Raw genomic sequence first — 20,310 nt, forward strand, 5'->3', positions numbered from 1 at the left:
AAAGAGCCGAGGAAGATAGAGAGTCTGTGGAACATGACGGCAGCAAGAGCGTAGTCCAGAAGACCGAAAGGAGCAAAGATTATGGAAGCGGACTTTGTGCCTTTCAGAGAACACAGGGAGTACACTATCTTCCGTTTCTTCCTCAAACCTGGCCTTCCTGCCCTCTTCCTCACACCCCGGAACGCCCCTCCACCGTACCCTGCCATCCTTTTCCTCCACCACTACCGGGGGTCGAAAGAAAACCTCACCTTCTTTGCCCTCGAGACAGCACGAAGGGGCTTTGCGGCTCTGGCCATTGACATGGAGTACCACGGGGAACGGAGGGTCAACGGCAGAGACATTCTCTCGACAGACCTTGAGGACGACTACCAGGCGTTCCTCCGGACCTTCGAGCACGCCCTTTCTGCCCTTCACTTCCTCGAAACGCACGAAAGCATCCGCCCGGGAGAAATCTTCTTTCTCGGTGTGAGCCTTGGGGCACTTGTGGGTGCTGTTACCGCTGCGCTTTATGGGAAATTCAGGGGCATTGCCCTTGTCGTTGGCGGAGGAGACATCGAAATCCTTTTTGAGGAGAGCATGCTCGACTCTATCGTAAACATCCGCTACGATCTCCGGAAACGGGGCATACCGGTTCGTGATGTCGCCATAGCCTGGAAGGACCTCGACCCCGTGAACGCAGCAGAAGCACTCGCTGACACCCCGGTCTTTTTCTTCAACGCCACCCGGGATACCATCGTTCCGGGGGAGTGTACTCTTGCGCTCTACAGGGCAATCCGTGCTCCAAAAGAAATCCAGTGGTTCCACGCCGAGCACAATCTCTTCTACCTTCCCCGGTACCGTATTCCCCAGAGGGTCTTTGAACGTTTCAGCGCACTGCGGTGAACTCGGGATTCCTCACCCCGGGAACTCTACAGCGCTCCTGCCTGGAACTCGTGGGAACACAGAGGGCAAAAAAGGACCATGGGCTCCAACGAACCTTCCGGTGCTTTCAGGAGGCATTGCGCCTCTTTGCGGGCTTCCTCCTCATCTCCTCTTTCGGGGAGACTCTGGAGGGTCCCAGACCACCTTCCGATTCCTCGGAACCCATGGCAACTATAGAATACACCCTTCCCTTTTTTCTGTCAAGGGGGTGTATAGGTCCACATCATGTGGGACACTCAACAAGTCCAGTGTCTCTCAGGTACTCCCAGGGACTCCTGTACCCCAAGCTCCAGTGTGGTCTTTTCCTATTGTACACCTCTTCCGTCCACCTTTTAAGGTGGAACCTCATGGTTGCAAGATCTACTTCATCCTCATAGTGCGCCCAGAACTCCTCCCGGAAGGTCCGGTTGAGCCGTTCCACCATCCCATTGAGCTTGGGAGACCTTGGAGGAAGGACGAAGAGCTTGATACCGTATTCCTGCGAGGACCCTCAAACTCCCCGTAGCATGCACTCCCTCCAGTACCTCCTGGTTTGGGCGGAAAGGGGTACCTTTCGGAGTTCCTCGAGGGACACTCTGGGAAGATTCCGTGGCTTGAGCATGGAGGGAGGAATAGGCCCACCGCAAGATGAGGTCTTTTGTGAGAATTCCCTATACACCTTTCCAGGAAGGGGACGGATGTCCAGGGTATCGATGGCGATGAGGTCTCCTGGGGATACCACCTTGTAGTCTCTGGGTTTTCTCTGGGCATGGGGTCTTTGATTCCCCCGTGGGCTTTTTGTCGCAGAAACCCTCCTCGGTTTCTCTCCCTCTTTGAGGAGACCCCGGGTCTTGAGATACCTGAGGATCCTCCCCACGGTGGAGGAAGAAGCGGTGAAACCCTCTCTCCTGAGGAGGACGGTGAGCTTCCCTTTCCCCAGGAAGGGGAATTCCTCCCGGAGTCTTTGAATCCTCTCCACAAGCTCTGGTGTCCACTGGGGCTTCCGGATCTTTTTGGGTCTTCTGGACCTATCCTCAAGGCTTTGGAGGTTTCTGGGGTTGAACTTTTTCTTCCACCGGTAGTATGTACTCCGAGCTATTCCGTACCTCCGGCAAGTGACGGCCACAGGGTGGGTTTTAGCAAAGTCGAGGATTTCAAGGCGAATCCTGGCTTTTTTGGAGAGTCCATGGATTCTAGCGAGCTTAGCAATGGAGCTTCCATGGGGGAAGCTCACCAGGTGCATGGATGCACCAGAATATGCCGATAGACTTTTTGCTCCCTTTGTGCTACTCTTCATGTAGGTGCAGGGCCTCCCTTCTCTTAGGGTTTTCGACACCGAGTTAGGATACAGGGTCCTGCACCTTTTTGTCTACCCTACCTGTTGCAGATCTCTGTGAACCTATCCAGGGGGTAGAAAAAAATTTTTGGGAAAAATTTGTGGAGAGGAAAAGGTGCCTTTTGAGCTAAGGTTAGCAGGCAAACCGGAAGGAGTCCCTGGAACTTCCAGCCCCGGATTCTCCAGTGTGCATTTTTCTATTCTCAGAACAACTCGATACTCATCCTTTGCCGGAGGGGCTAAGGAAGTCCGTGGAGGAAAAACGCCCAGAAACACAACGCAGTATGACCCAAAAGGCAATGTTTTGGGAAGTCTGGACTCAACAAGCTCAACCCCTGCTGCATTCCCCTGAACGTCGAACAGAGCAACAACCCTACCCTCCCAAAAGCACTCCACTCCCTGGGGGCAGCGCGAATCCTCAAGGACGTCTCGGAAAAAGAGAGAAAAATCCCCTCCTTCGAGTTCGATCCCTCTGCCTACACATACACTGACTGTCTCTCCTACCTGAACCCTCACCGAGAGGGTACATCCCGCAAAAAGAAGCAGGGAGAGAACCAAAAATACTCCCCACAGGGTAACGTCCTTCCCCCGTGTACCGATCTCGGGAACAATCCTCGTGAAAGCCATCAGGCTTCCCCCTCTCCCCGTGGTCTCACCGTTATTATATATCTCCTCACGGGAGGAATTTTTCCGGAGAGACCACGCTGAAAACGGAAACCCCGGTCATCAGTACGGTGTACACCGGCACCAGAGGTTGCAAACCCCAGCCTTCCATGCTACAATTGGCATCGTCTTATTTCCTGGACAACGAGGGGTGGAATCATGCCAAATACAAAGTCTGCGTGGAAAAACCTGCGGAAAAGTGAGAAACGGAGACTCCGGAACAAAGCTATCAAATCGGCAACGAAAACCTACATCAAGAAATTCCTGAAACTCCTGGAAGCAGGGAAGATTGACGAGGCACGGGCTTTCCTCAGCGAGGTGTACAAGCGGGTTGATATGGCGGTGAGCAAAGGAGTCTTCCACAGGAATAAGGCGGCTCGCATCAAATCACGGCTCACCCAGAAACTCAACCGGGCAATGGCTTCTCAGGCTGCGTGACCCCGGTCACAAGGAGGACGCAGAAAAGGCGCGGATCAATACTCTGGGTCTTCAGGAGCCTGTCGGCCATCCTGAGTGTGGCAAAAATCCGCGGGATATCAGCGGGACTGAAGGCATCCTTCATCTTCTGGATTTTCTTCATTTCGAAAGGATTCACCTCCTTCCCTTGCCAGAGGTCCCTTCGGGTTTCCCCTTTTTCGAACACCTGAGCCAGAAGCCGGAATCGCCGCGCCAGGTGAGTCACAAGAAGGGGTAAGGGAAATCCCTGGCCAACCAGGCGATATGCGTACTGCAGGGCCAGGGAAGTGTTCCTCTCCCCCAGGAAGTCAAGGAAACGGAAGAGCAGGATTTTTTCGTTCTTTTCAAAGAAGGCCTCAACGTCCTCTCTCTGGACTCTTCTGCCCCGAAATCCCTCGAGGAAACTCACGATCTCCGTTTCCTGAAGTTCGTACTCCTCAAAAAGGCGAAGAAGGTGCTCCTCGACCCCTTTCCCGAACGAAAGACCAAGCCGGGCCGCTTCACCCTGGAGAAAACGCTGCAGGACCTCCCTATCTTCCTCCACCACAATCCAGGGAACCTTTGACCACCCTGCTCCCTTGAGGTCACCACCTGGAAGGAAGAAAAAGTACACCTCAGGGTACCGGGATGCCTCACGAAAGACTTGGAGCGCCTCTCCCTCGTCAAGGCGGTCCAGAAAGCAAACCTCCCTCTCGGGGAAAAGCGAGGGCAAAGAGAACTCTCTTGCCCTTTCCTCCCACTCCTGAAGTTTTCGCACCCACAACGCCCTGGAGGCTCCGAGTTTTCGAAGGATTTCGGGAACGTACCAGTTTTCAAAACGCGCTTGGTTCACCCGCCGCTCAAGGATGAAGAAACGACCCCCAAGATCTCCCGAAAGCCAGTCTTCAAATCGCTGCTTTCCCAAATCTCCGTATCCTCCCCCGGCGGAAAAGAGGGTAAAACTCTACCGCTCCGTCCCGCTCTGTGATAAAGTACGGCACCCTGAGTCTCTCAAGGAGCGCTACCGTGCGGGGGTCAGGGTGCCCATAGGGATTCTCCCCTACAGAAATGACCGCCCACAGGCAACCCGACGCCCGAATGAGTGCTTCCAGAGAGGTATTGTAACTCCCGTGATGGGGAAGCACCAGAACCTCTGCCCTGAGAAGAGAGGGATCACGGGGGGCTATCTCCTCGAAAACTCCTTCCGCATCCCCACACACGAGCACCCGACCGTAAGGAGTATGCAGGCGGTACACCACCGCCTTCTCTCCTCTGTCAGAGATCGGAAAAATCTCAAGGAGAATGCGGGGCGAAAGCCGCAGGCGGGTCAGGGAAGAAAAATCCGCAGGCGAAAAACAGGGAGCCTCTGGAAACACCCTCTGCAGTACCGTCACGCCTCCTGCGTGGTCCCTGTGCCCATGGGTGAGGAAAATGCCCCGGATTTCCGTAACCCCCCGAAAGTGCAGAAAAGGAAGCAGAATGCTCTCCCCCACATTGCCATACCCCCGGATGATTCCCCCAGTATCGATGAATATTCCAGTATTCCCTTCAAACAATCCACAGGCAAGACCCTGACCGACGTCGAACACCAGGAAACTCGTCTTTGGAAACCACAGGGAACCGAAAACCAGGCCTCCAAGAACGGGGCAAAGGGAAAAGAAGAGCAACACTCGCTTCCTGGTGAGAGCGGAAACTCCAAGGACAACGATGACTCCCCAGACGACCATCCCCCAGAGGGCATCGCGCCCTCTGGAAAAATCGGCAACCCAGTGGGGCACAGCATTCCGGAGGAACACCAACACTTCAAGAAGCATCTGCAAAAGGCAACGGAGGCAGAACCCCAGCAAAAGACGCCCGTACGCAAAGGTCCCCAGAACAGGCGTCCAGAGCCCAAGGAAGAGCACCCCCTCAATGAGGGGGAACGCAACGAGGTTGCCCAGAAAGACAAGGGAACTCAAGGAGAACCGGTTCCCCACAAGGAAGGGGAAACTGGCAAAGGTGGCGGAAGCGGTGGCAAGCAGAACCCCAAGAACGTACCGGGAGAAGAGCTCTCGCCACTTCCTGTGTTCCTTCCGGCGAGGGAGAAAAGCGGCAAACACGGCAATGCCCACTGTAGAGGCAAAGGAGAGCTGTGCGCCTGGAAGAAAGAGCATTTCCGGCTGCAGCAAAAACATCACCAGGAAAGCACTGCAAAGCAGCCCCACCGTGGTCACCGTGCGCCCGAGTCTTCTACTCAAAAGCAAAAGACTCGCCATCACCCAGGCCCTGAATGCCGATACCACAAAACCGCAGAAAGCGAGATACAGGAAGGTGAAGGGAAGCACCCCAAAGAGCACCATGCGCCGGGGGAGGAAACGCTGAAACGCGGAAAAAAGCATCGTCCCAAGAAGCGCCATGTGGAAACCCGAAACACAGAAGAGGTGGTACACGCCGATTTCCTGAAGGAGGGAGAACGTCTGCAGAAACTCCCCGTCTCGAACACCGAAAAGGAGGGCGTTGAAAAGGGGAGAGGTTCCAAGGAGGAGATGCTGCCAGCGATCGAGAAAAGCCCCTCTTTTTTCGTGTATCCAGCGGAGAAAGGCAAACCACAGGCTCTGGGAAGGGAGGGGCAAAATCGCCCGTACCTCAAGGTATCCGACAATTCGCCTTTTTCGGAAGTGTTCCCGCAGGTCCCACCCTCCAGGATTCGCGCAGGAGGGAAACTTGCGGAAAAGTCCGGTAACCTCCACCTTCCGGTAAAGAAGTGGCCGGAGGATGTCCTCCTTCCCCCGGAGAAGAACCCCTGGCGAATACACCGGGAACCCCTGAAGACGGACGAGGGTAAACCTCCCATCCTTCTCGACAACATACCCCTCAAGGACAAGGTTCTGACCTTCCCTACCCTGGAAGAACTCTCCGGGAAGGTCCAGGACCACGGAGGAGAAAAGCATCCCGAAGACCCCAAAGCCCGCGAGGGTAAAGATCACAAAGACACGGGAAGGCAGAGAGAGTACCTGGGCGGCAAAAAGCCCTCCAAGGAGAACAAAAAGGGGGAGAAAAGGAAGCCGAAGGAACGTTCCCACAACAAATCCCAGGGTGGCACAGAGGGCAACCCAGAAGATGGGATACTGGACAAAGGAGAGAGGGGATATGCGCCGTTCTCCCCTCTCTCCGAAAATTTCAGGAGACAAGATGCCCGAAACGCTTTGTAAAGGATTCCACATCCATGTTCGCAGCTTTTGCCATGGAAGCCACGAACTCGGGATTCTCCAGGTCCTCTCTCTCGAGGCGAATCATGTACGAGCGGGCCACCTGGTAAGCGTAGGAGGTGATATCCACCGTGCGAACACGGGTCCGTCCCGTAACAGGATCCATAATTTCGTCGAAGGGAATGGGATTGAGTTTTCCGTTCAGGATGCTGATCATGGCACCCTTCCGCTTCATCTCCTCGCTGTAGCTTCCGCTTAAGAGGTACTCCACCGCGCCATACCCCAGGTCCCGGGTGTACTCAATGTCGAAGGGAATTGGCGGAGCGCAGCGGAGTTCATACCCCACGTCCTTGGTGACGATGGTGATTTTCTTCCCCCGCTCTTCAAACCTCCGGGTAATTTCGTTCTTCAAAAGTTCCCCAAGGGGAACCTCAGCAAGACGCACATGGCCATGGGGGTCGCGAGGGATAGACTTTCCGAGGATTCTCTCAATCTCCTCCACGTCCCCAAACTTCAGCGCCACACCCTCTGCCACAATGGCGATACCATCATCCCGGCCAAGGGCCTTCCGCTTGATCATCGCGGCCTCGATGATATCGCAAACGTCCTCTACTCTGACCTTCCGATCACCAAACTCCTCCGGGATAATCGTGAGGGTGGCTCCTGCAGCCTTCCCCGTTCCCAGAGCAAGGTGGCCTGCAGAACGACCCATGATGACCACGAAGTACCAGCGGTTTGTCGTCCGAGCATCCTCCATGAGGTTCTTCACAATGCTAGTGGCCACCTCCCGGGCGGTCTGGAAACCGAAGGTGGGCATATCGCCCGGAAGGGGCAGGTCATTGTCGATGGTTTTGGGGACATGGGCGACAAAGAGCCTCCCTTCCATGGCTCTGGCCACGATGCTTGCGCTGAAGGCCGTATCGTCCCCGCCGATGGTGACAAGGTACCCCACGTTGAGGGACTCCATGACCTTCCGGACATTTGCCACCTTGGCCTCATCAATGGCTCCTCCCTTGATGAGACTATCCCGGGCGGTTCGGAGAATAGACCCGCCTTCAAGGTGAATCCGGGAAACACGGGAAATGTCAAGAGGCACGGTGTGCACCGCGGGGTCAAAGGAAGAACTCGAAATCCACTTGAAGCCGTCGTAGAATCCGACCACCTCAAGGCCCCTCTTCCGGGCAGCAATGGTCACCGAACCGATGACGCCGTTGATACCAGGTGCAGGACCACCGCCAACGAGAATCGCCAATCGTTTCGTGCTCATATACCATATCCTCCCTTTCGGCAAGAAAATTAGCAGAAAAGCCCGGTGAGGTCAACGAAAAACCTCACCGGGAAAGCATAGCCTTAGCCCTTGCGAGGAGATTCTCCACGCTGATACCAAGCTTTTCAAGCACGGTTTTCCCCGGTGCTGAGGCTCCAAAGCGGTCAACACCGATGACTTCTCCTTCCGTCCCGACGTACTTGTACCACCCGAGGGTTGCCCCAGCCTCAATGGCAATTCGTTTCTTCACGCTGGGAGGGAGAACCTCCTCCTGGTAGCTCTTCGGTTGCTCCTCGAAAAGCTCAAAAGAGGGCATGCTCACAACCCTTACCTTCACGCCTTCCTGGGCAAGTTTCTCATAAGCCTCAAGGGCTACGTGGACTTCAGAACCCGAAGCAATGAGGATGAGCTCAGGGTCACCCTGGGAGTTATCGGCAAGGACATACGCTCCTTTCCTCAGACCCTCGGCTTTCCCGAACTTACTCTGGTCGATAACTGGAACGTTCTGCCGCGTGAGGATGAGCGCCACCGGCCCTCCCTGCCGTTCAATGGCCACCTTCCAGGCCTCCCGAGTTTCATTGGCGTCAGCAGGGCGAATGCACACTATGTTCGGCATAACCCGGAAACTCATGAGGTGCTCCACCGGCTGGTGTGTGGGGCCGTCTTCACCCACACCTACTGAGTCGTGAGTCCACACATAGATGACCTTGCAGTGGGAGAGGGCCGCAATGCGCACCGCAGGACGCATGTAGTCGGAGAACACGAAAAAGGTTGCCCCAAAGGGAATGAGCCCCCCATGGATGGCTATACCATTCAGGATGGCCCCCATGGCGTGTTCCCGCACACCAAAGGCGATGTTCCGGCCCTCGTACCCGAGGGGTCCATCGACAAGCCCCTGAGTCCCGGAGGGTACGGATGCGGGTGCCTGGAAACTCCCTTTGCCTTTCAAAACGGTACTGGTGGAGGGGTCAAGATCCGCAGAACCCCCAATGAGACCAGGAATCCGGTCGGCCAGGACGTTCAGGACTTTCCCACCCACTGAGCGGGTAGCTACCGGCCCAGCACCCGGTTCAAACACCGGTAAATCCTTGTCCCAGTCTGGTGGGAGCTTCCCCTCCATCATCATCTTGAGGGTCTCCGCCTCTTCTGGATATTCCCGGGAATAGGCTTCAAAGAGCTTCTGCCATTCCCGTTCCTTCTCCTCTCCTTCACGGATAACCTCCCGCATGTGAGCGAGGACCTCTTCAGGGACGTAGAACTCAGGCTCAAGGGGCCAGCCAAAGAACTTCTTGGTTGCCACAGCCTCTTCCGGCTTCAGGGGAGCACCGTGGACCTCAAAGGTGTCCTGCTTCGGGCTCCCATATCCGATGTGTGTTGTCACCATGATGAGCGAGGGGTGTTCGGTGTCTTTTCTGGCCTCTTCAATAGCCCGGCTCAAAGCGGCAAGGTCGTTCCCGTCCTCAACTTCAAGGACCTGCCATCCCAGAGCAAGAAAACGGGCTTTCACGTCTTCAGTAAAGCAGATACGCGTCTCCCCCGAGAGGCTGATATGGTTGTTGTCATAGAGGTAAATGAGTTTTCCAAGCTTCAGATGTCCTGCCAAAGACGCAGCTTCATAGGCCACACCCTCCATGAGGTCGCCATCGCTCACCAGCGCATAGGTGTAGTGGTCGATAACAGGAAAACCAGGACGGTTGAAGCGTGCAGCAAGATGCGCCTCAGCAATGGCCACACCAACTCCGGTGGCAAACCCCTGCCCCAGAGGCCCGGTAGTGGTCTCTATGCCGCACTCCACACACCTTTCTGGATGCCCAGGAGTACGGCTTCCCCACTGACGGAAATTCTTGAGCTCTTCAAGGCTCATCTTTTCGTACCCGCAGAGGTACAGCAGGGCATAGAGCATGGCCGACCCATGGCCAGCAGAGAGAATAAAACGGTCCCGGTTAAACCACCGGGGGTTTTTCGGGCTGTGCTTGAGAAACCTTCGGAAGAGGACATACCCAATGGGTGCAGCCCCAAGCGGAAGACCTGGATGCCCGGACTTTGCTCTCTGGATGGCATCCAGAGCCAGCATGCGAATGGTGTTGACCGCAAGTTGTTCCAGCGATGCTTCCATCTCTTCTTCACCCCTTTTCCAGTTATCCCCTCTATTATAGAGGACGAATCACCGGGAAGAGGCAACCCTTTCTGCCTCTTCTTTTGCTATCCGGCACCAGGCAATGACGTTCTCCGGATTGCCACCGATTGTGTGGTTGTCCTTCATGATGACTTCCACACAGCAATCTTTGGTGATTTCCAGGGCTTCACGGAGTTTCTTCCGGATGTACTCTTCGTCAATGCGCGGAACCGCAAGGTCGGAGGGACTCGGCTTCATAGAGTAGATGTACTCTCGCCCCAGGTACTCCGCCATTTTCCTGAGGTCCGCCCAGGGGGAAACGGAAACCCGCCGAAGGCGGGGGAACCGCTTCACCACGTACCAGCGGGGGTGCAACGGTTCACAGCACCCGTAGCAGTTGAGGCCAAAGCGTTCAAGGATAGCGTACTGGTAGGGGAAGATGAATTCTTCGAACATCTCGGGAGAAACGTAGCAGGTCTCCTGGCTCTCGGCAAACCCCCACATGTCGATGGTGCGCACGTGCACCCCGTCGAAGTCTCTCTGGGGGAGTTCTGTGGTGTACCCAAAGCCCCCTGAGCCCACGTATGTGCCGTCGTTATTCAGGGAGAGGAGGTTGTGTTGCTCTAAGAAATCGAGCTTTCTCAGGTGCCCATCCCGGAGGAAGGCCATGAGCTCGTGGAGTTCCCGGGGATGGTCGTACATATCAAGCATCACCTGTTCCAGCCCCCGCAGGTTCACCAGGGTCCAGGTCATACCCAGCGTCCACCACCAGATGGTCTTCCTCCGGACGATGAGGATGTCCCCGAAAACCTCCTGGGCAAGGTTGAGGAGTTTCTCGCTTGCCTCCTCATCGATGTGAATCTCCGGGAAGCGGAGCTTGTCCATGTCCCGGTAATCCTTGAGTGGAGGATCCCAGCGGTATGAGCCCCGCTCTTCCGTTCTGATAATCCGCTCCTCAAGCCCCCAGCTCGTTTCCTCGTAGAGGTATGGAACGTCGAAATAAGGTTCGATGACCTTATCGTCCCCCATGGACTCTCCCCAGAAGATTTCTTTCCGAAGCCACATCTCCCAGTGACGGGCAAGTCTCCCCTCGCACTGCAGGCTCTGGGGTGGGATGATTTCGTTCCAGCCATTTTCAGGGTCACAGAAGACGACCGGACGGGTCCGCTCAAGAGCGTTGTGGCGGTACCAGAGCCTGCGTTTCTCCTCCTGCTCCGGGAGCTCCGAAAGCTCCCTGACCCTGAGGGCCAGAGTCCGGAGGATTTCCCGTTCCTTCGGGGTCACCTGAATTTCTTCGCTTCGGAATGATACCCGGTATAACGAAGCCACTGTCTGGTCGGTCACGCAGCATGCCACCCCCTATCCCAATTATAGCCGAGAAAAACACTGTACGCAGGACTTTCTTTCAGATAAAATGACCTCTGCGGAGCGCTTGAATACGGCACTGCACCACAGGGAGCCGGATAGAGTACCCCTGGACCTCGGGGGCGTGGTTACCGGAATTACTCTGAAGGCGCACCGTGCGCTCTGCTCTTTCCTGGGGATCCCTTGTGAAGACATTCTTGTTGACCGCATCCAGTACCTCGTCCAGCCTGCCGAGGATATTCTGGAACACTTTGCCATAGATACGAGGTACGTGTATGACCCTGTTCCCAGGAAGGTATGGCTCGCGGACCAGGAAGGATCGCTTTGGGAGGATTGCTGGGGGATCCAGCGCCGCTTCACCGGATACTATTTCGACATGGTCGCCCATCCCCTCGCCCACATCACCTCTTCGGAAGAACTGAAGCACTATAAACCTCCCTCACCTTGTCTTCCGGAAGGCCTCCGGGCTCAGGTTGCAGCTCGAAAAAAGGAGGGCAAAGCGGTTATCGTCAACTGTATCGGGTCGTGCTTTGAGTTCTCCTGGTACCTCCGGGGCTTTGCTCAGTTCATGACCGACCTCGCTCTGCAACCTGGCCTTGCCTGTGCCATTATGGACATAGTGCTCGACTTTGAACTGCAGCAGTTCGAGCTCCTTCTCAGAGAAGTGGGGGATCTCGTGGATGTCGTTCTTGTGGGGGACGACCTTGCCACGCAGCGTGGACCTTTACTGTCTCTCGAGATGTACCGGAAGTACGTAAAACCAAGACAAAGAAGACTCTATGAAGCCATCAAAAAACACACCCGGGCTTTCCTCTTCTACCACTCCTGCGGTGCTGTCACACCTTTCCTCGAGGACCTCGTAGAGATTGGCGTCGATATCCTCAACCCGGTCCAGGTGAGCGCTTCGGGAATGGACCCGGGGTGGCTTAAGAAGCACTTCGGGGATGTTCTGTCCTTCTGGGGTGGCATCGATACACAACGGGTCCTTCCTCACGGAACCCCCGATGCGGTTCGTGAAGAGGTACGAAGGCGCATTGACGAGCTTGCTCCTGGAGGAGGGTATGTGCTCTGTGCGGTGCACAATATCCAGCCCGATGTCCCCCAAGAGAACATCGTAGCCATGTATGAGGAGGCAATCCGTTACGGAAGCCAAAGGGGGTGAGAGAGGAAGGAAGGCTCTTCATGTGCAAGCCTTGTGAGGTACATGCAAAAAACCTTCGATGGGAGGGATGAGCATGCGACGGAATCTCTTTATGGTGCTTCTTGTCTCTGTGGTCCTTGTGGGTACGCTGGCTTTTGCCCAGGAGAAAAAGCCGGCAGAAGGTATGTACTTCCGTCTCGTCACCCATGGAGGCGATGATCCCTTCTGGGCCGTGGTACAGAAAGGCGCCATGGATGCCGCAAAGGAACTCGGCTGCAAGGTGGATATTGACCTCTGTGGTGGCGACCTGACGCTGCAGCTCAAGCGCTTCGAGGAAGCAGTGGCCATGAAACCGAACGGCATTGCCCTCGTCATCAACGACGATACCGCCTGGGATGAGCCGGTGCGAAGGGCTCTTGAGCAGGGCATTCCGGTCATCGGCATGAACAACGATGATTCCGAGGGTGCCGTGGGCAATCCTCGCCTCTGCTACATTGGCCAGAGCGAGAAAGCCGCAGCCTACCGGCTGGCCCGTCGGCTCTTTGACGAGGCGAAGGCCAGGGGCATTGACCTCTCCAAGGCCCACGTAGCCATGGCCGCTGAGGTTCCCGGAGCAAATTACGCCAAAATCCGTGCCAGTGGTATCCTCGAGGCTATGAAAGAGTACGGTATCACTTCTTACGAGATCATCGATGCCGGTGGTCTTGAGATGACCACTGTGGAAGCCCGGGAGACGGCCTACCTCCTTGCCCACCCCGAGACGACCTTCCTCATTGGTCTTGGCGGTATCTGCACGGACCGCCTCACCGCTTCGTTAAAGGCAGCAGGGAAGCAGCCTGGAGAAATCATTGCCGGTGGCTTCGACACCACTCCTGATACCCTTGCAGGGATTAAGGAAGGGTACGTCACCGCCACCATTGACCAGCAGCAGTACCTCCAGGGGTACTTCGCCGTGTACGTCCTCTACCTCTATAACAAATACGGCTTCACCCCCAACATCGACACCGGCGGGTACCTTGTGGACTCCCCGGAGAAGATTGCGCTCATCGAGAAGCTCTCTCCAGAACACATCCGCTAAAACCCAGAGCCCCCGGGCAACCGGGGGCTTTTTGCAGGAGGATGAAGGAAGATGGAGTGGGTTCGAAACTTCCTGCGGTACCGGGCAGCCAATACTTTCCTCGTCTTCATTGGCCTTGTGATGTTCTTCTCCCTCCTGACCCCCAACTACCTCTTCGTTGATCGGAGGAACCTTGCCGCCCTGGGAAAACTCTTCCCTGATCTTGGCGTCGTCGCCCTGGGCGTTGGGGTGCTCATGATTTGTGGAGAGTTTGACCTTTCCGTGAGCTCAGTTCTTCCCTTCTGTTCTTATGTCTTTGTTCGCCTGCTTTACCGTGGAATCGTGCCCTTCTGGGCTTTCTGGGTTGCCCTAGGAGTGGGAGCACTCCTCGGACTCCTCAACGGCCTCATCACGGTGAAGACGAAGATGCCCTCCTTTATCACCACCCTCGGGACCATGATGTTCTGGCGAGGGGTGCTCTACATCTGGTCCAAAATGATGCCTGCAGGCATCCGCAATCTTGTCCCTTCCGGGTCTCCTTTCGAACGCGCCTTTGCCGGAACGGTGGGGTCTTTTATCCCGGTCCAGGCACTGTGGTTCACGCTCTTTGCCCTCATTCTCGGCATCCTCCTCCACTACCACCGCTTCGGGAACTGGATTTACGCCACCGGAGATAACCGGGATGCCGCCCGGGCCATGGGAATCAATACGGACCTTGTGAAGACCATCTGTTTCATGATTGTGGGGATACTCTGCGGGTTTTCTGCCTGCATGCAGGCCGTACGTATTGGTTCTTTTGCCGCCACTCAGGGTATCGGTTTCGAACTCCGGGCCATCGCCGCCTGTGTCGTGGGGGGCACATCACTCCGGGGTGGCGTGGGGAGCATGCCAGGGATTGTCCTTGGAGCCCTTACCATCCCTATTCTCGACAACGGCCTTATCCTCCTGCGTGTCCCGGTGTTCGGCATCAGTGCCTTCATCGGTATTGCTACCATCCTCTTTGTGGTGCTCAACAGTTACGTGGAACGGAAAACACGATAACAGGGGAGAGACGGATATGGAGAGACAGAACGGTGACCTCCTGGTGCGGATGGTGAACATCCACAAGTGGTTCGGCCGGGTGTACGCCCTTCGGGGAGTGGATTTTGAGGTCTACCGGGGAGAAACAGTGGGACTCATCGGGGACAACGGTGCAGGGAAGTCCACGCTCATCAAAATCCTCTCCGGGTACCACCAGGCCGACCAGGGAGAGATTTACTTTGAAGGCCAGAAAGTACGGATTTCTTCACCCCGGGATGCTCGAAAACTCGGCATCGAAACGGTCTACCAGGAACAGGCCCTGGCACCAAACCTGAGCATTGCCCGGAACATCTTCATGGGTCGAGAGCCAGTGAGGCGCTGGGGCATCATCGATCGGAAGGTCATGAACGAGGAGAGCATGAAGGCCCTGGCAAATCTCGGTCTCCGACTTCGTTCCCCAGACCTTCCCGTGGTCACACTCTCTGGGGGTGAGAGACAGGGTGTGGCCATTGCCCGGGCCCTCCACTTCAAGGCTAAACTCGTGATTCTGGACGAACCCACGGTGGCGCTCTCCGTGAAAGAGGTTGAAGAGGTTCTTGAGTTTGTCCGCCAGCTGCAGCGTGAGGGGATTTCGGTCATCTTCATTACCCACAACCTCTACCACGCCTACGACATTGCCGAGCGCTTTGTGGTCATGGCCCGGGGCAAGAAAATGGCCGACGTGAAGAAGAAGGATACCTCTCCCGAGGAGCTCTCTCAGCTGGTCATCAAAAGCGCCTTTGCCGAATAACCACGGGAAAGGGGTCAGGAAAGTATGAACGAAAGAAGAATGAGCCTTGGACGGAAACTGTTGCTTTCTCGTTCTTCAAGTGTTTTCATTGTGCTTGTGGTGCTGGTCCTTGGGTTTGCCATCCTCTCTCCCGAGCACCGTTTCGTGGACCCTGACAACCTCAGAGTCCTCCTCTCCCTGGGATCAGAATTCAGCATCGTTGCCCTGGGAGTGGGGCTACTTATGGTCTGCGGGGAGTTTGACCTCTCCATCGGGTCTATCCTCGTCTTCTGCTCTTTCGTGTTTTTGCGGCTCTTTGAAGCTCAGGTTCCTCTTGTCTTCATTGCCCTCACCACCATCCTTGTAGGTGCCGCCCTGGGGATAATCAATGGCCTCATCACCGTCCGCGCCCAGATACCCTCTTTCGTCACCACCCTGGGGACCATGATGATGTGGCGAGGACTGGCCCTACTTTTCTCGGGTGGAGAACAAAGGGGCTGCGACGTTTCCACGGTTCCTTCCCGGTACTTCCTCCCCTTCTTCACGGGAAGACTCGGGGGGTTCTTCCCGGCCCAGGCCTTCTGGTTCGTTGTCTTTGCTGTCTTCCTTGGCATCCTTCTCCACTACCACCGCTTCGGGAACTGGATCTACGCCACCGGAGATAACCGGGATGCCGCCCGGGCCATGGGAATCAATACGGACCTTGTGAAGACCATCTGTTTCATGATTGTGGGGATACTCTGCGGGTTTGTGGCCTGTGCCCAGATTGCCCGCACTGCCTGTTTCACCTCCCGGGCAGGAGAAGGCTGGGAACTGAAAGCCGTGGCAGCCAGCGTTGTTGGAGGTACGTCGCTTCGGGGTGGTGTGGGGAGCATGGTGGGGATTTTCATCGGTGCTCTCACCATCTCGGTAATCGAGAATGGGCTTGTGGTGATGCGCATCCCGTACTTCTGGACCTATGTGGTCTTTGGGCTCGTGATACTCTTCTCGGTGCTCTCCAGCATGTACATAGAGAAGAAGCAGCGAGAAGTCCATCAATAACCGGAAAATCCCGGCAACCTGACCATGTCGCGGAAACGGGCCATTGTTTATCTCCTTGCTGCTGCTCTATTCTGGAGTCTTGGCGGCCTGCTCATCAAGCTCGTCAGCTGGAATCCTGTGGCGATTGCCGGAGCCCGGAGCGCCATTGCCTGCGGATTTCTCCTCTGCTTTTTCCGCCCCCGCCTCCGCTTTACCCGCCTTGAGGTTCTCGGAGGCCTTGCCTACGCCGCAACGGTGGTGCTCTTTGTGCTTGCCAACAAACTCACCACCGCTGCCAACGCCATCCTCCTCCAGTATGGCGCTCCTGTGTATGTTGCCCTCCTCAGCCAGTGGTTCCTTGGCGAGGTTCCCTCCCGTTTCGACTGGATCTCCGTGGTCCTCGTGGTTGGAGGAATGGTGCTCTTCTTCCTTGACCAATTGAGCCTGGGGAACATGCTTGGAAACTTCGTGGCCATTGGCAGCGGCATTGCCTTTGCCTTCCTCATCGTCACCCTGCGAATGCAAAAAGACGCTGAACCCTTGCAGTCGGTGTTTGTGGGCAATCTCTTCGCCGCCCTGGCAGGCCTCCCCTTCTGCTTCGGCCCCTTCCCCGGTGGGTGGAGCCTCACAGGACTTGTGCTCCTTGGAACGGTGCAGATTGGGCTTTCCTACCTCCTCTATGCCCAGGCCATACGGAAGGTTAAGGCTCTTGAGGCCAGCCTGATTCCAATGATTGAGCCAGTCCTCAACCCCCTCTGGGTCTTCCTTGCCTTTGGAGAGTCTCCAGGACGTTTCGCCCTGCTTGGAGGTGGCGTGATTCTCCTTGCCGTTTTCCTCCGGTACCTCCTTGGGGACGCACAGACCGTCATTCCTCGAGGAGGGCAACCCGGTTCCCCTCGAGGAGATTCGTCCCCCAGATAACGCGGCTATTCCTGCTTTGCATCACCCCCAGAGGGTTTTCGGCAATCCGGTTCCCCGCAAAAATGCCCTCTGCTTCCCTCAGGAAACACATCCCACCAACCGTGTGTTCCAGCACCTCGTTCCCCTCAAAAAGGAGGAGCGACCCGCAGGTAACCCCCCAGGCATTCCTGATAAAGCGGGAGTTCCGGACCACCGCAACGGCACCACGCCGAAGAAGAATCCCCTCTCCTCCGTTCTCAAGAAAGAGCGAATCCTCGACTGTTATCCGGGACCCGCTCTCAACGAGAATTCCTGCCGCCTCGTTCCTCAGAAAAACACAGCGGCGAAAGATGCACGAGGCCCCCTTCGCCACCACGACACCATTCCCCATCCAGCTCAGTTTTTCCCGCACACCTCCCCGGAAAAGGCACTCCTCGAACACCACCCGGCCCTGCAGGACCACCGCCACGTTGCCCTTGTGCCGGCCCCGGAGTGAAAAGGCCACACCCCGGACCCTTCCCTCTCCCCTTCCCTCAACCCGGACTACCTCCCCATCCCGGAAAAGCACCGTCCCCTTCATTCCTACAAGGAAAAAGGGAGGGGTAAGAACCACCTGGTCCCGCAACACGTAGTCCCCTGGATGGAACACCACAAAACCACCTGAGGGAACAAGCGGTTCTTCGGGGAAAACAGGCCGAAAATCCCGAAAGGACAGCGCCCCTTCCTCCTCAGGAGAAGGCTTTTCCTCCCCCCGGGAAGCAGTAAGAAGTCTGGTAAGACCGTTCTTAAGGGTGTCTTCAAAGGCCATCTTCCTCAACCCTCAGGGCGAAATCCCCAAAGACCAGAAGGAGATTTTGTCTCAGGAGAACACATTCTCCCGGCTCGACTTTCCGGCGCTCCCCACAGGGGAAAACCACCTGCCAGTGCCCCATCCCCGAAAAAACGTACCCTTCGCCCTCCTTCCACCGGACTTCCCCGAGGATTTCGTCCTCCCTCTGGCCGTGGAGCATTTTGGCCACCAGGGCAAACCGGTGTCCGAGGACAATTTTCCGCTTTGCCGCGACCAGAACCCCCTGACCTTTCCTCTCGAGGACGCTGCACACCACCGGGTGGGGACGGCGCACAGTCTCCCCACAGAAGGGGCAGCGGCGAAGGGGAAGGGGCATCCAGTACGGATACGGGAAGTACTGGGCGCACTTCAAGCACCGCCAGAGCTCGAAAAAGGCGAAAAAGAGCGCCCGCTCCCATTCCCGCGCCAGGGGACGCTGCTCAGGAGAACGAAGGCCTTCGAGGAAACTCCGCTCAATGAGCTCCTGAAGGTGGGGAGGGAGCATGCGGTAACTGAGCACACCCCGGCGGAAAAGCGGTACCCCCAGGCGCTCGGGACGATTCCGGAAATCCAGGGGATGCTCGCTGAAGAGCGCCATGTTCCCCCACCCGAGCCGTTCGTCCTCTTCTGGATCCTCAGCGTAGCAGACGAGAGGCTGCAGGGGGTTTCGGAAAAGGAGTGTGTGGAAGACAAGGACTGCGAGGCTGTGCCGGTCAGTCCTTTGATTTGGGGTTTCTCTGCCCATGACCACTTCCGGAGCCATGAAGGGCATCATCCCCGCAACCTGAGGAGGGAGAAACCCCGGGACTACAAGACCGTCAAGGTCGATGAGCACCGCAAGGCCCTTGCGGATATCCACCAGGAAGTTGCCAAAATGGAGATCGGCATGGGCACACCCCTTCCCGTGGAGTGCTGCCACAGTCCGGGCGATACTGTGGGCCACCTGGAGGTAGTTGAGCCAGTTCGCTCCCTCTTCCACTGCCCTCTTGAACTCCCGGGGACTGAAGATGTAATCGACGAGCTCCCGAAAAGGGGGGCGGGGGATTCGTTTCGTCACCACTCCAATCCTCCGCCACCCGTCAATTTCTCGCACCAGCGCCACAGGCCAGCAAAGAAAATTGGCCTCCTCCCCCAGGTTCTTGCCCAGAGCGAGGACCCGCCGGAGGAGCTCCTCCTTTTCGGGAGGGAGGGTTCTGTCGTGGTACACCTTTACCACGAAGTTCCCGCAGCGGCTGAAGTACACTTCTCCTTCACCGCCCACGAATACCGGGCCCTCGACCTCAAGACGTTTCGGCACAAAGGGAAAAGGAGAAACAGTTGTGACCCTCATCGGTACACCACAACAAGCGTTCGATCGTCAAAACTCCCGGGAAGCGTATACGTCCCCAGCCAGAAAACGAGGCGCCGCGCCGCCACCTCACGACTCGAAGTCGCGCGAATCTCCCGAAGAATGTCCAGGGCAAAACGGTCAGTGATATCCTCCGGAGGCCCGTAGAGACAATCATCAGCAAGACCGTCAGTCATGAGCATGAAGGCCGAAAGATGGTCCTTTCGGAAATCAAAGGTTCCGGCACGGCAGAAGTCCCGCCAGTCAGGCTGGGTTAGCACCTCCACCTCACCCGTATCACGTCCCTCCTGAACGCTCATGAGCACACTCTTTCCGTCTTTTCGAACACCAAGGAGCGCTCCATCTCCAATGTGGAAGAACACCCCCTTTTCCTCGGCCACATGGAAAAGGCAACAAAGCAACGTTGTGGCGAAATCCTGTGGGTCCCTTCCCTCCCGCTGGGCTAAGTCCTGGAGCACCCGGTGCGTGTACTCACCGGCTTCAAAAAGGTATTCCTGAACGGTTTCCCAAGGAGGGATTTCCCCTTTTTCCGCCTCCCCTTCCTGGAAAAAGCTGAGTACTCCCACCTCGTGCCATCCCGCCAGGGAAAAGGAAGCGGCGTCTTCCTCGAAGGTTCCCTTTGTCCCGGAAACACGACGGGCCTTTCTCGTACAACTATAGGGGAGGTGGAAGAGCACCCGGTCGGTGAAAGCACTCACCGCCAGCGCCGACCCCCACACCCCCTTTGGGGCATTCCCGACCCCATCAGCCACGGCAACGCAGAGCCAGTCACCCTTCGACCGAACGAGGAGGCTGTCTTCCCGACCCCTGCGTTCCCGGGAATGCAACCTTCCCACGGCGCTGCCACCAACGAAGCTATACCGTCCAAGGGTTCCAAAAACGGCAATCCACTCCGGATGAGTGTTGAAGGACGAAAGCACCCGGTCGCCAGCGATGAATCCTTGAGGGATGTTCAC

The 20,310-nt window shown here is 56.5% G+C and carries 17 protein-coding genes and 1 pseudogene; 8 read left to right on the plus strand and 10 right to left on the minus strand.

Annotated elements, in window-relative coordinates; translation table 11 throughout:
- Window positions 1–81 precede the first annotated feature (81 nt).
- Window positions 82–882 (plus strand): alpha/beta hydrolase, encoded by an 801-nt coding sequence (locus tag ACPT9Q_RS01485; protein WP_427366051.1) that lies wholly within the window; start codon window positions 82–84, stop codon window positions 880–882.
- A 262-nt stretch (window positions 883–1,144) separates the two neighbouring features.
- On the opposite strand, the gene ACPT9Q_RS01490 is transcribed toward ACPT9Q_RS01485, so the two are convergent.
- Together ACPT9Q_RS01490 and ACPT9Q_RS01495 are read right to left on the minus strand one after the other, a co-directional pair.
- Entirely contained in the window at window positions 1,145–1,345 is a 201-nt protein-coding gene (locus ACPT9Q_RS01490) for an integrase core domain-containing protein (protein ID WP_427366052.1), read from the minus strand.
- Window positions 1,346–1,411: 66 nt separating this feature from the next.
- Entirely contained in the window at window positions 1,412–2,197 is a 786-nt protein-coding gene (locus ACPT9Q_RS01495; protein WP_427366053.1) for a helix-turn-helix domain-containing protein, read from the minus strand.
- 861 nt (window positions 2,198–3,058) lie between these two features.
- Here ACPT9Q_RS01495 and rpsT point away from each other — a divergent pair.
- On the plus strand, window positions 3,059–3,337 hold the full coding sequence (gene rpsT, locus ACPT9Q_RS01500) for a 30S ribosomal protein S20 (RefSeq protein ID WP_017873436.1): 279 nt from the start codon (window positions 3,059–3,061) through the stop codon (window positions 3,335–3,337).
- Here rpsT and ACPT9Q_RS01505 read toward each other — a convergent pair.
- From ACPT9Q_RS01505 to ACPT9Q_RS01525, 5 genes are all read right to left on the minus strand, one after another.
- Window positions 3,306–4,259 carry a DNA polymerase III subunit delta gene (locus tag ACPT9Q_RS01505; RefSeq protein WP_427366054.1) on the minus strand — a complete coding sequence of 318 codons (954 nt, stop codon included), beginning with the start codon at window positions 4,257–4,259 and terminating at the stop codon, window positions 3,306–3,308. The two genes, rpsT and ACPT9Q_RS01505, sit on opposite strands and share 32 nt — an antisense overlap.
- Entirely contained in the window at window positions 4,240–6,504 is a 2,265-nt protein-coding gene (locus tag ACPT9Q_RS01510; protein WP_427366055.1) for a ComEC/Rec2 family competence protein, read from the minus strand. Before ACPT9Q_RS01510 ends, ACPT9Q_RS01505 begins: the two co-directional genes overlap by 20 nt.
- Window positions 6,494–7,789 (minus strand): diphosphate--fructose-6-phosphate 1-phosphotransferase, encoded by a 1,296-nt coding sequence (gene pfp, locus ACPT9Q_RS01515; RefSeq protein ID WP_427366057.1) that lies wholly within the window; start codon window positions 7,787–7,789, stop codon window positions 6,494–6,496. Before pfp ends, ACPT9Q_RS01510 begins: the two co-directional genes overlap by 11 nt.
- Window positions 7,790–7,853: 64 nt before the next feature.
- Entirely contained in the window at window positions 7,854–9,905 is a 2,052-nt protein-coding gene (tkt, locus tag ACPT9Q_RS01520) for a transketolase (RefSeq protein WP_427366058.1), read from the minus strand.
- Between the two features lie 48 nt (window positions 9,906–9,953).
- Window positions 9,954–11,249: a hypothetical protein gene (locus ACPT9Q_RS01525; protein ID WP_017872437.1), complete on the minus strand. Its 1,296-nt coding sequence runs from the start codon at window positions 11,247–11,249 to the stop codon at window positions 9,954–9,956.
- A 70-nt stretch (window positions 11,250–11,319) separates the two neighbouring features.
- On the opposite strand from ACPT9Q_RS01525, the gene ACPT9Q_RS01530 reads away from it, so the two are divergent.
- The 6 genes and pseudogenes from ACPT9Q_RS01530 (at window position 11,320) to ACPT9Q_RS01555 (ending at window position 17,198) form a co-directional block, all read left to right on the plus strand.
- Complete coding sequence (locus tag ACPT9Q_RS01530) at window positions 11,320–12,432, plus strand: uroporphyrinogen decarboxylase family protein (protein ID WP_017872436.1); 1,113 nt, start codon at window positions 11,320–11,322, stop codon at window positions 12,430–12,432.
- A 73-nt stretch (window positions 12,433–12,505) separates the two neighbouring features.
- Window positions 12,506–13,489: a substrate-binding domain-containing protein gene (locus ACPT9Q_RS01535; protein ID WP_017872435.1), complete on the plus strand. Its 984-nt coding sequence runs from the start codon at window positions 12,506–12,508 to the stop codon at window positions 13,487–13,489.
- A 51-nt stretch (window positions 13,490–13,540) separates the two neighbouring features.
- Window positions 13,541–14,509 (plus strand): ABC transporter permease, encoded by a 969-nt coding sequence (locus ACPT9Q_RS01540; RefSeq protein ID WP_427366060.1) that lies wholly within the window; start codon window positions 13,541–13,543, stop codon window positions 14,507–14,509.
- Window positions 14,510–14,558: 49 nt separating this feature from the next.
- Window positions 14,559–14,990 (plus strand): annotated as a pseudogene (locus ACPT9Q_RS01545) (ATP-binding cassette domain-containing protein); the annotation flags it as partial.
- Between the two features lie 312 nt (window positions 14,991–15,302).
- On the plus strand, window positions 15,303–16,298 hold the full coding sequence (locus ACPT9Q_RS01550; RefSeq protein WP_017872432.1) for an ABC transporter permease subunit: 996 nt from the start codon (window positions 15,303–15,305) through the stop codon (window positions 16,296–16,298).
- A 24-nt stretch (window positions 16,299–16,322) separates the two neighbouring features.
- Complete coding sequence (locus tag ACPT9Q_RS01555) at window positions 16,323–17,198, plus strand: DMT family transporter (protein ID WP_427366061.1); 876 nt, start codon at window positions 16,323–16,325, stop codon at window positions 17,196–17,198.
- On the opposite strand, the gene ACPT9Q_RS01560 is transcribed toward ACPT9Q_RS01555, so the two are convergent.
- The 3 genes from ACPT9Q_RS01560 to ACPT9Q_RS01570 are packed head-to-tail and all read right to left on the minus strand — an operon-like array spanning window position 17,143 to window position 20,310.
- The gene (locus tag ACPT9Q_RS01560) at window positions 17,143–17,985 is read right to left on the minus strand and encodes a right-handed parallel beta-helix repeat-containing protein (protein WP_427366062.1); all 843 of its coding nucleotides are present in this window, start codon (window positions 17,983–17,985) and stop codon (window positions 17,143–17,145) included. The two genes, ACPT9Q_RS01555 and ACPT9Q_RS01560, sit on opposite strands and share 56 nt — an antisense overlap.
- Window positions 17,975–19,336, minus strand: coding sequence for a protein kinase domain-containing protein (locus ACPT9Q_RS01565; protein WP_017872429.1), 1,362 nt, complete (start codon window positions 19,334–19,336; stop codon window positions 17,975–17,977). Before ACPT9Q_RS01565 ends, ACPT9Q_RS01560 begins: the two co-directional genes overlap by 11 nt.
- The gene (locus ACPT9Q_RS01570) at window positions 19,333–20,310 is read right to left on the minus strand and encodes a protein phosphatase 2C domain-containing protein (RefSeq protein WP_017872428.1); all 978 of its coding nucleotides are present in this window, start codon (window positions 20,308–20,310) and stop codon (window positions 19,333–19,335) included. The genes ACPT9Q_RS01565 and ACPT9Q_RS01570 overlap by 4 nt, the downstream gene beginning before the upstream one ends.

Origin of the sequence: Candidatus Caldatribacterium saccharofermentans, assembly GCF_050267035.1 — a bacterium.
Classification (GTDB): domain Bacteria; phylum Atribacterota; class Atribacteria; order Atribacterales; family Caldatribacteriaceae; genus Caldatribacterium; species Caldatribacterium saccharofermentans.

Coding starts and splice junctions, on each gene's coding strand:
- ACPT9Q_RS01485 (WP_427366051.1), top strand. CDS start 82: ATGGAAGCGGACTTTGTGCCTTTCAGAGAACACAGGGAGTACACTATC.
- ACPT9Q_RS01490 (WP_427366052.1), bottom strand. CDS start 1,345: ATGGTGGAACGGCTCAACCGGACCTTCCGGGAGGAGTTCTGGGCGCAC.
- ACPT9Q_RS01495 (WP_427366053.1), bottom strand. CDS start 2,197: ATGAAGAGTAGCACAAAGGGAGCAAAAAGTCTATCGGCATATTCTGGT.
- rpsT (WP_017873436.1), top strand. CDS start 3,059: ATGCCAAATACAAAGTCTGCGTGGAAAAACCTGCGGAAAAGTGAGAAA.
- pfp (WP_427366057.1), bottom strand. CDS start 7,789: ATGAGCACGAAACGATTGGCGATTCTCGTTGGCGGTGGTCCTGCACCT.
- tkt (WP_427366058.1), bottom strand. CDS start 9,905: ATGGAAGCATCGCTGGAACAACTTGCGGTCAACACCATTCGCATGCTG.
- ACPT9Q_RS01530 (WP_017872436.1), top strand. CDS start 11,320: ATGACCTCTGCGGAGCGCTTGAATACGGCACTGCACCACAGGGAGCCG.
- ACPT9Q_RS01535 (WP_017872435.1), top strand. CDS start 12,506: ATGCGACGGAATCTCTTTATGGTGCTTCTTGTCTCTGTGGTCCTTGTG.
- ACPT9Q_RS01540 (WP_427366060.1), top strand. CDS start 13,541: ATGGAGTGGGTTCGAAACTTCCTGCGGTACCGGGCAGCCAATACTTTC.
- ACPT9Q_RS01550 (WP_017872432.1), top strand. CDS start 15,303: ATGAACGAAAGAAGAATGAGCCTTGGACGGAAACTGTTGCTTTCTCGT.
- ACPT9Q_RS01555 (WP_427366061.1), top strand. CDS start 16,323: ATGTCGCGGAAACGGGCCATTGTTTATCTCCTTGCTGCTGCTCTATTC.
- ACPT9Q_RS01560 (WP_427366062.1), bottom strand. CDS start 17,985: ATGGCCTTTGAAGACACCCTTAAGAACGGTCTTACCAGACTTCTTACT.
- ACPT9Q_RS01565 (WP_017872429.1), bottom strand. CDS start 19,336: ATGAGGGTCACAACTGTTTCTCCTTTTCCCTTTGTGCCGAAACGTCTT.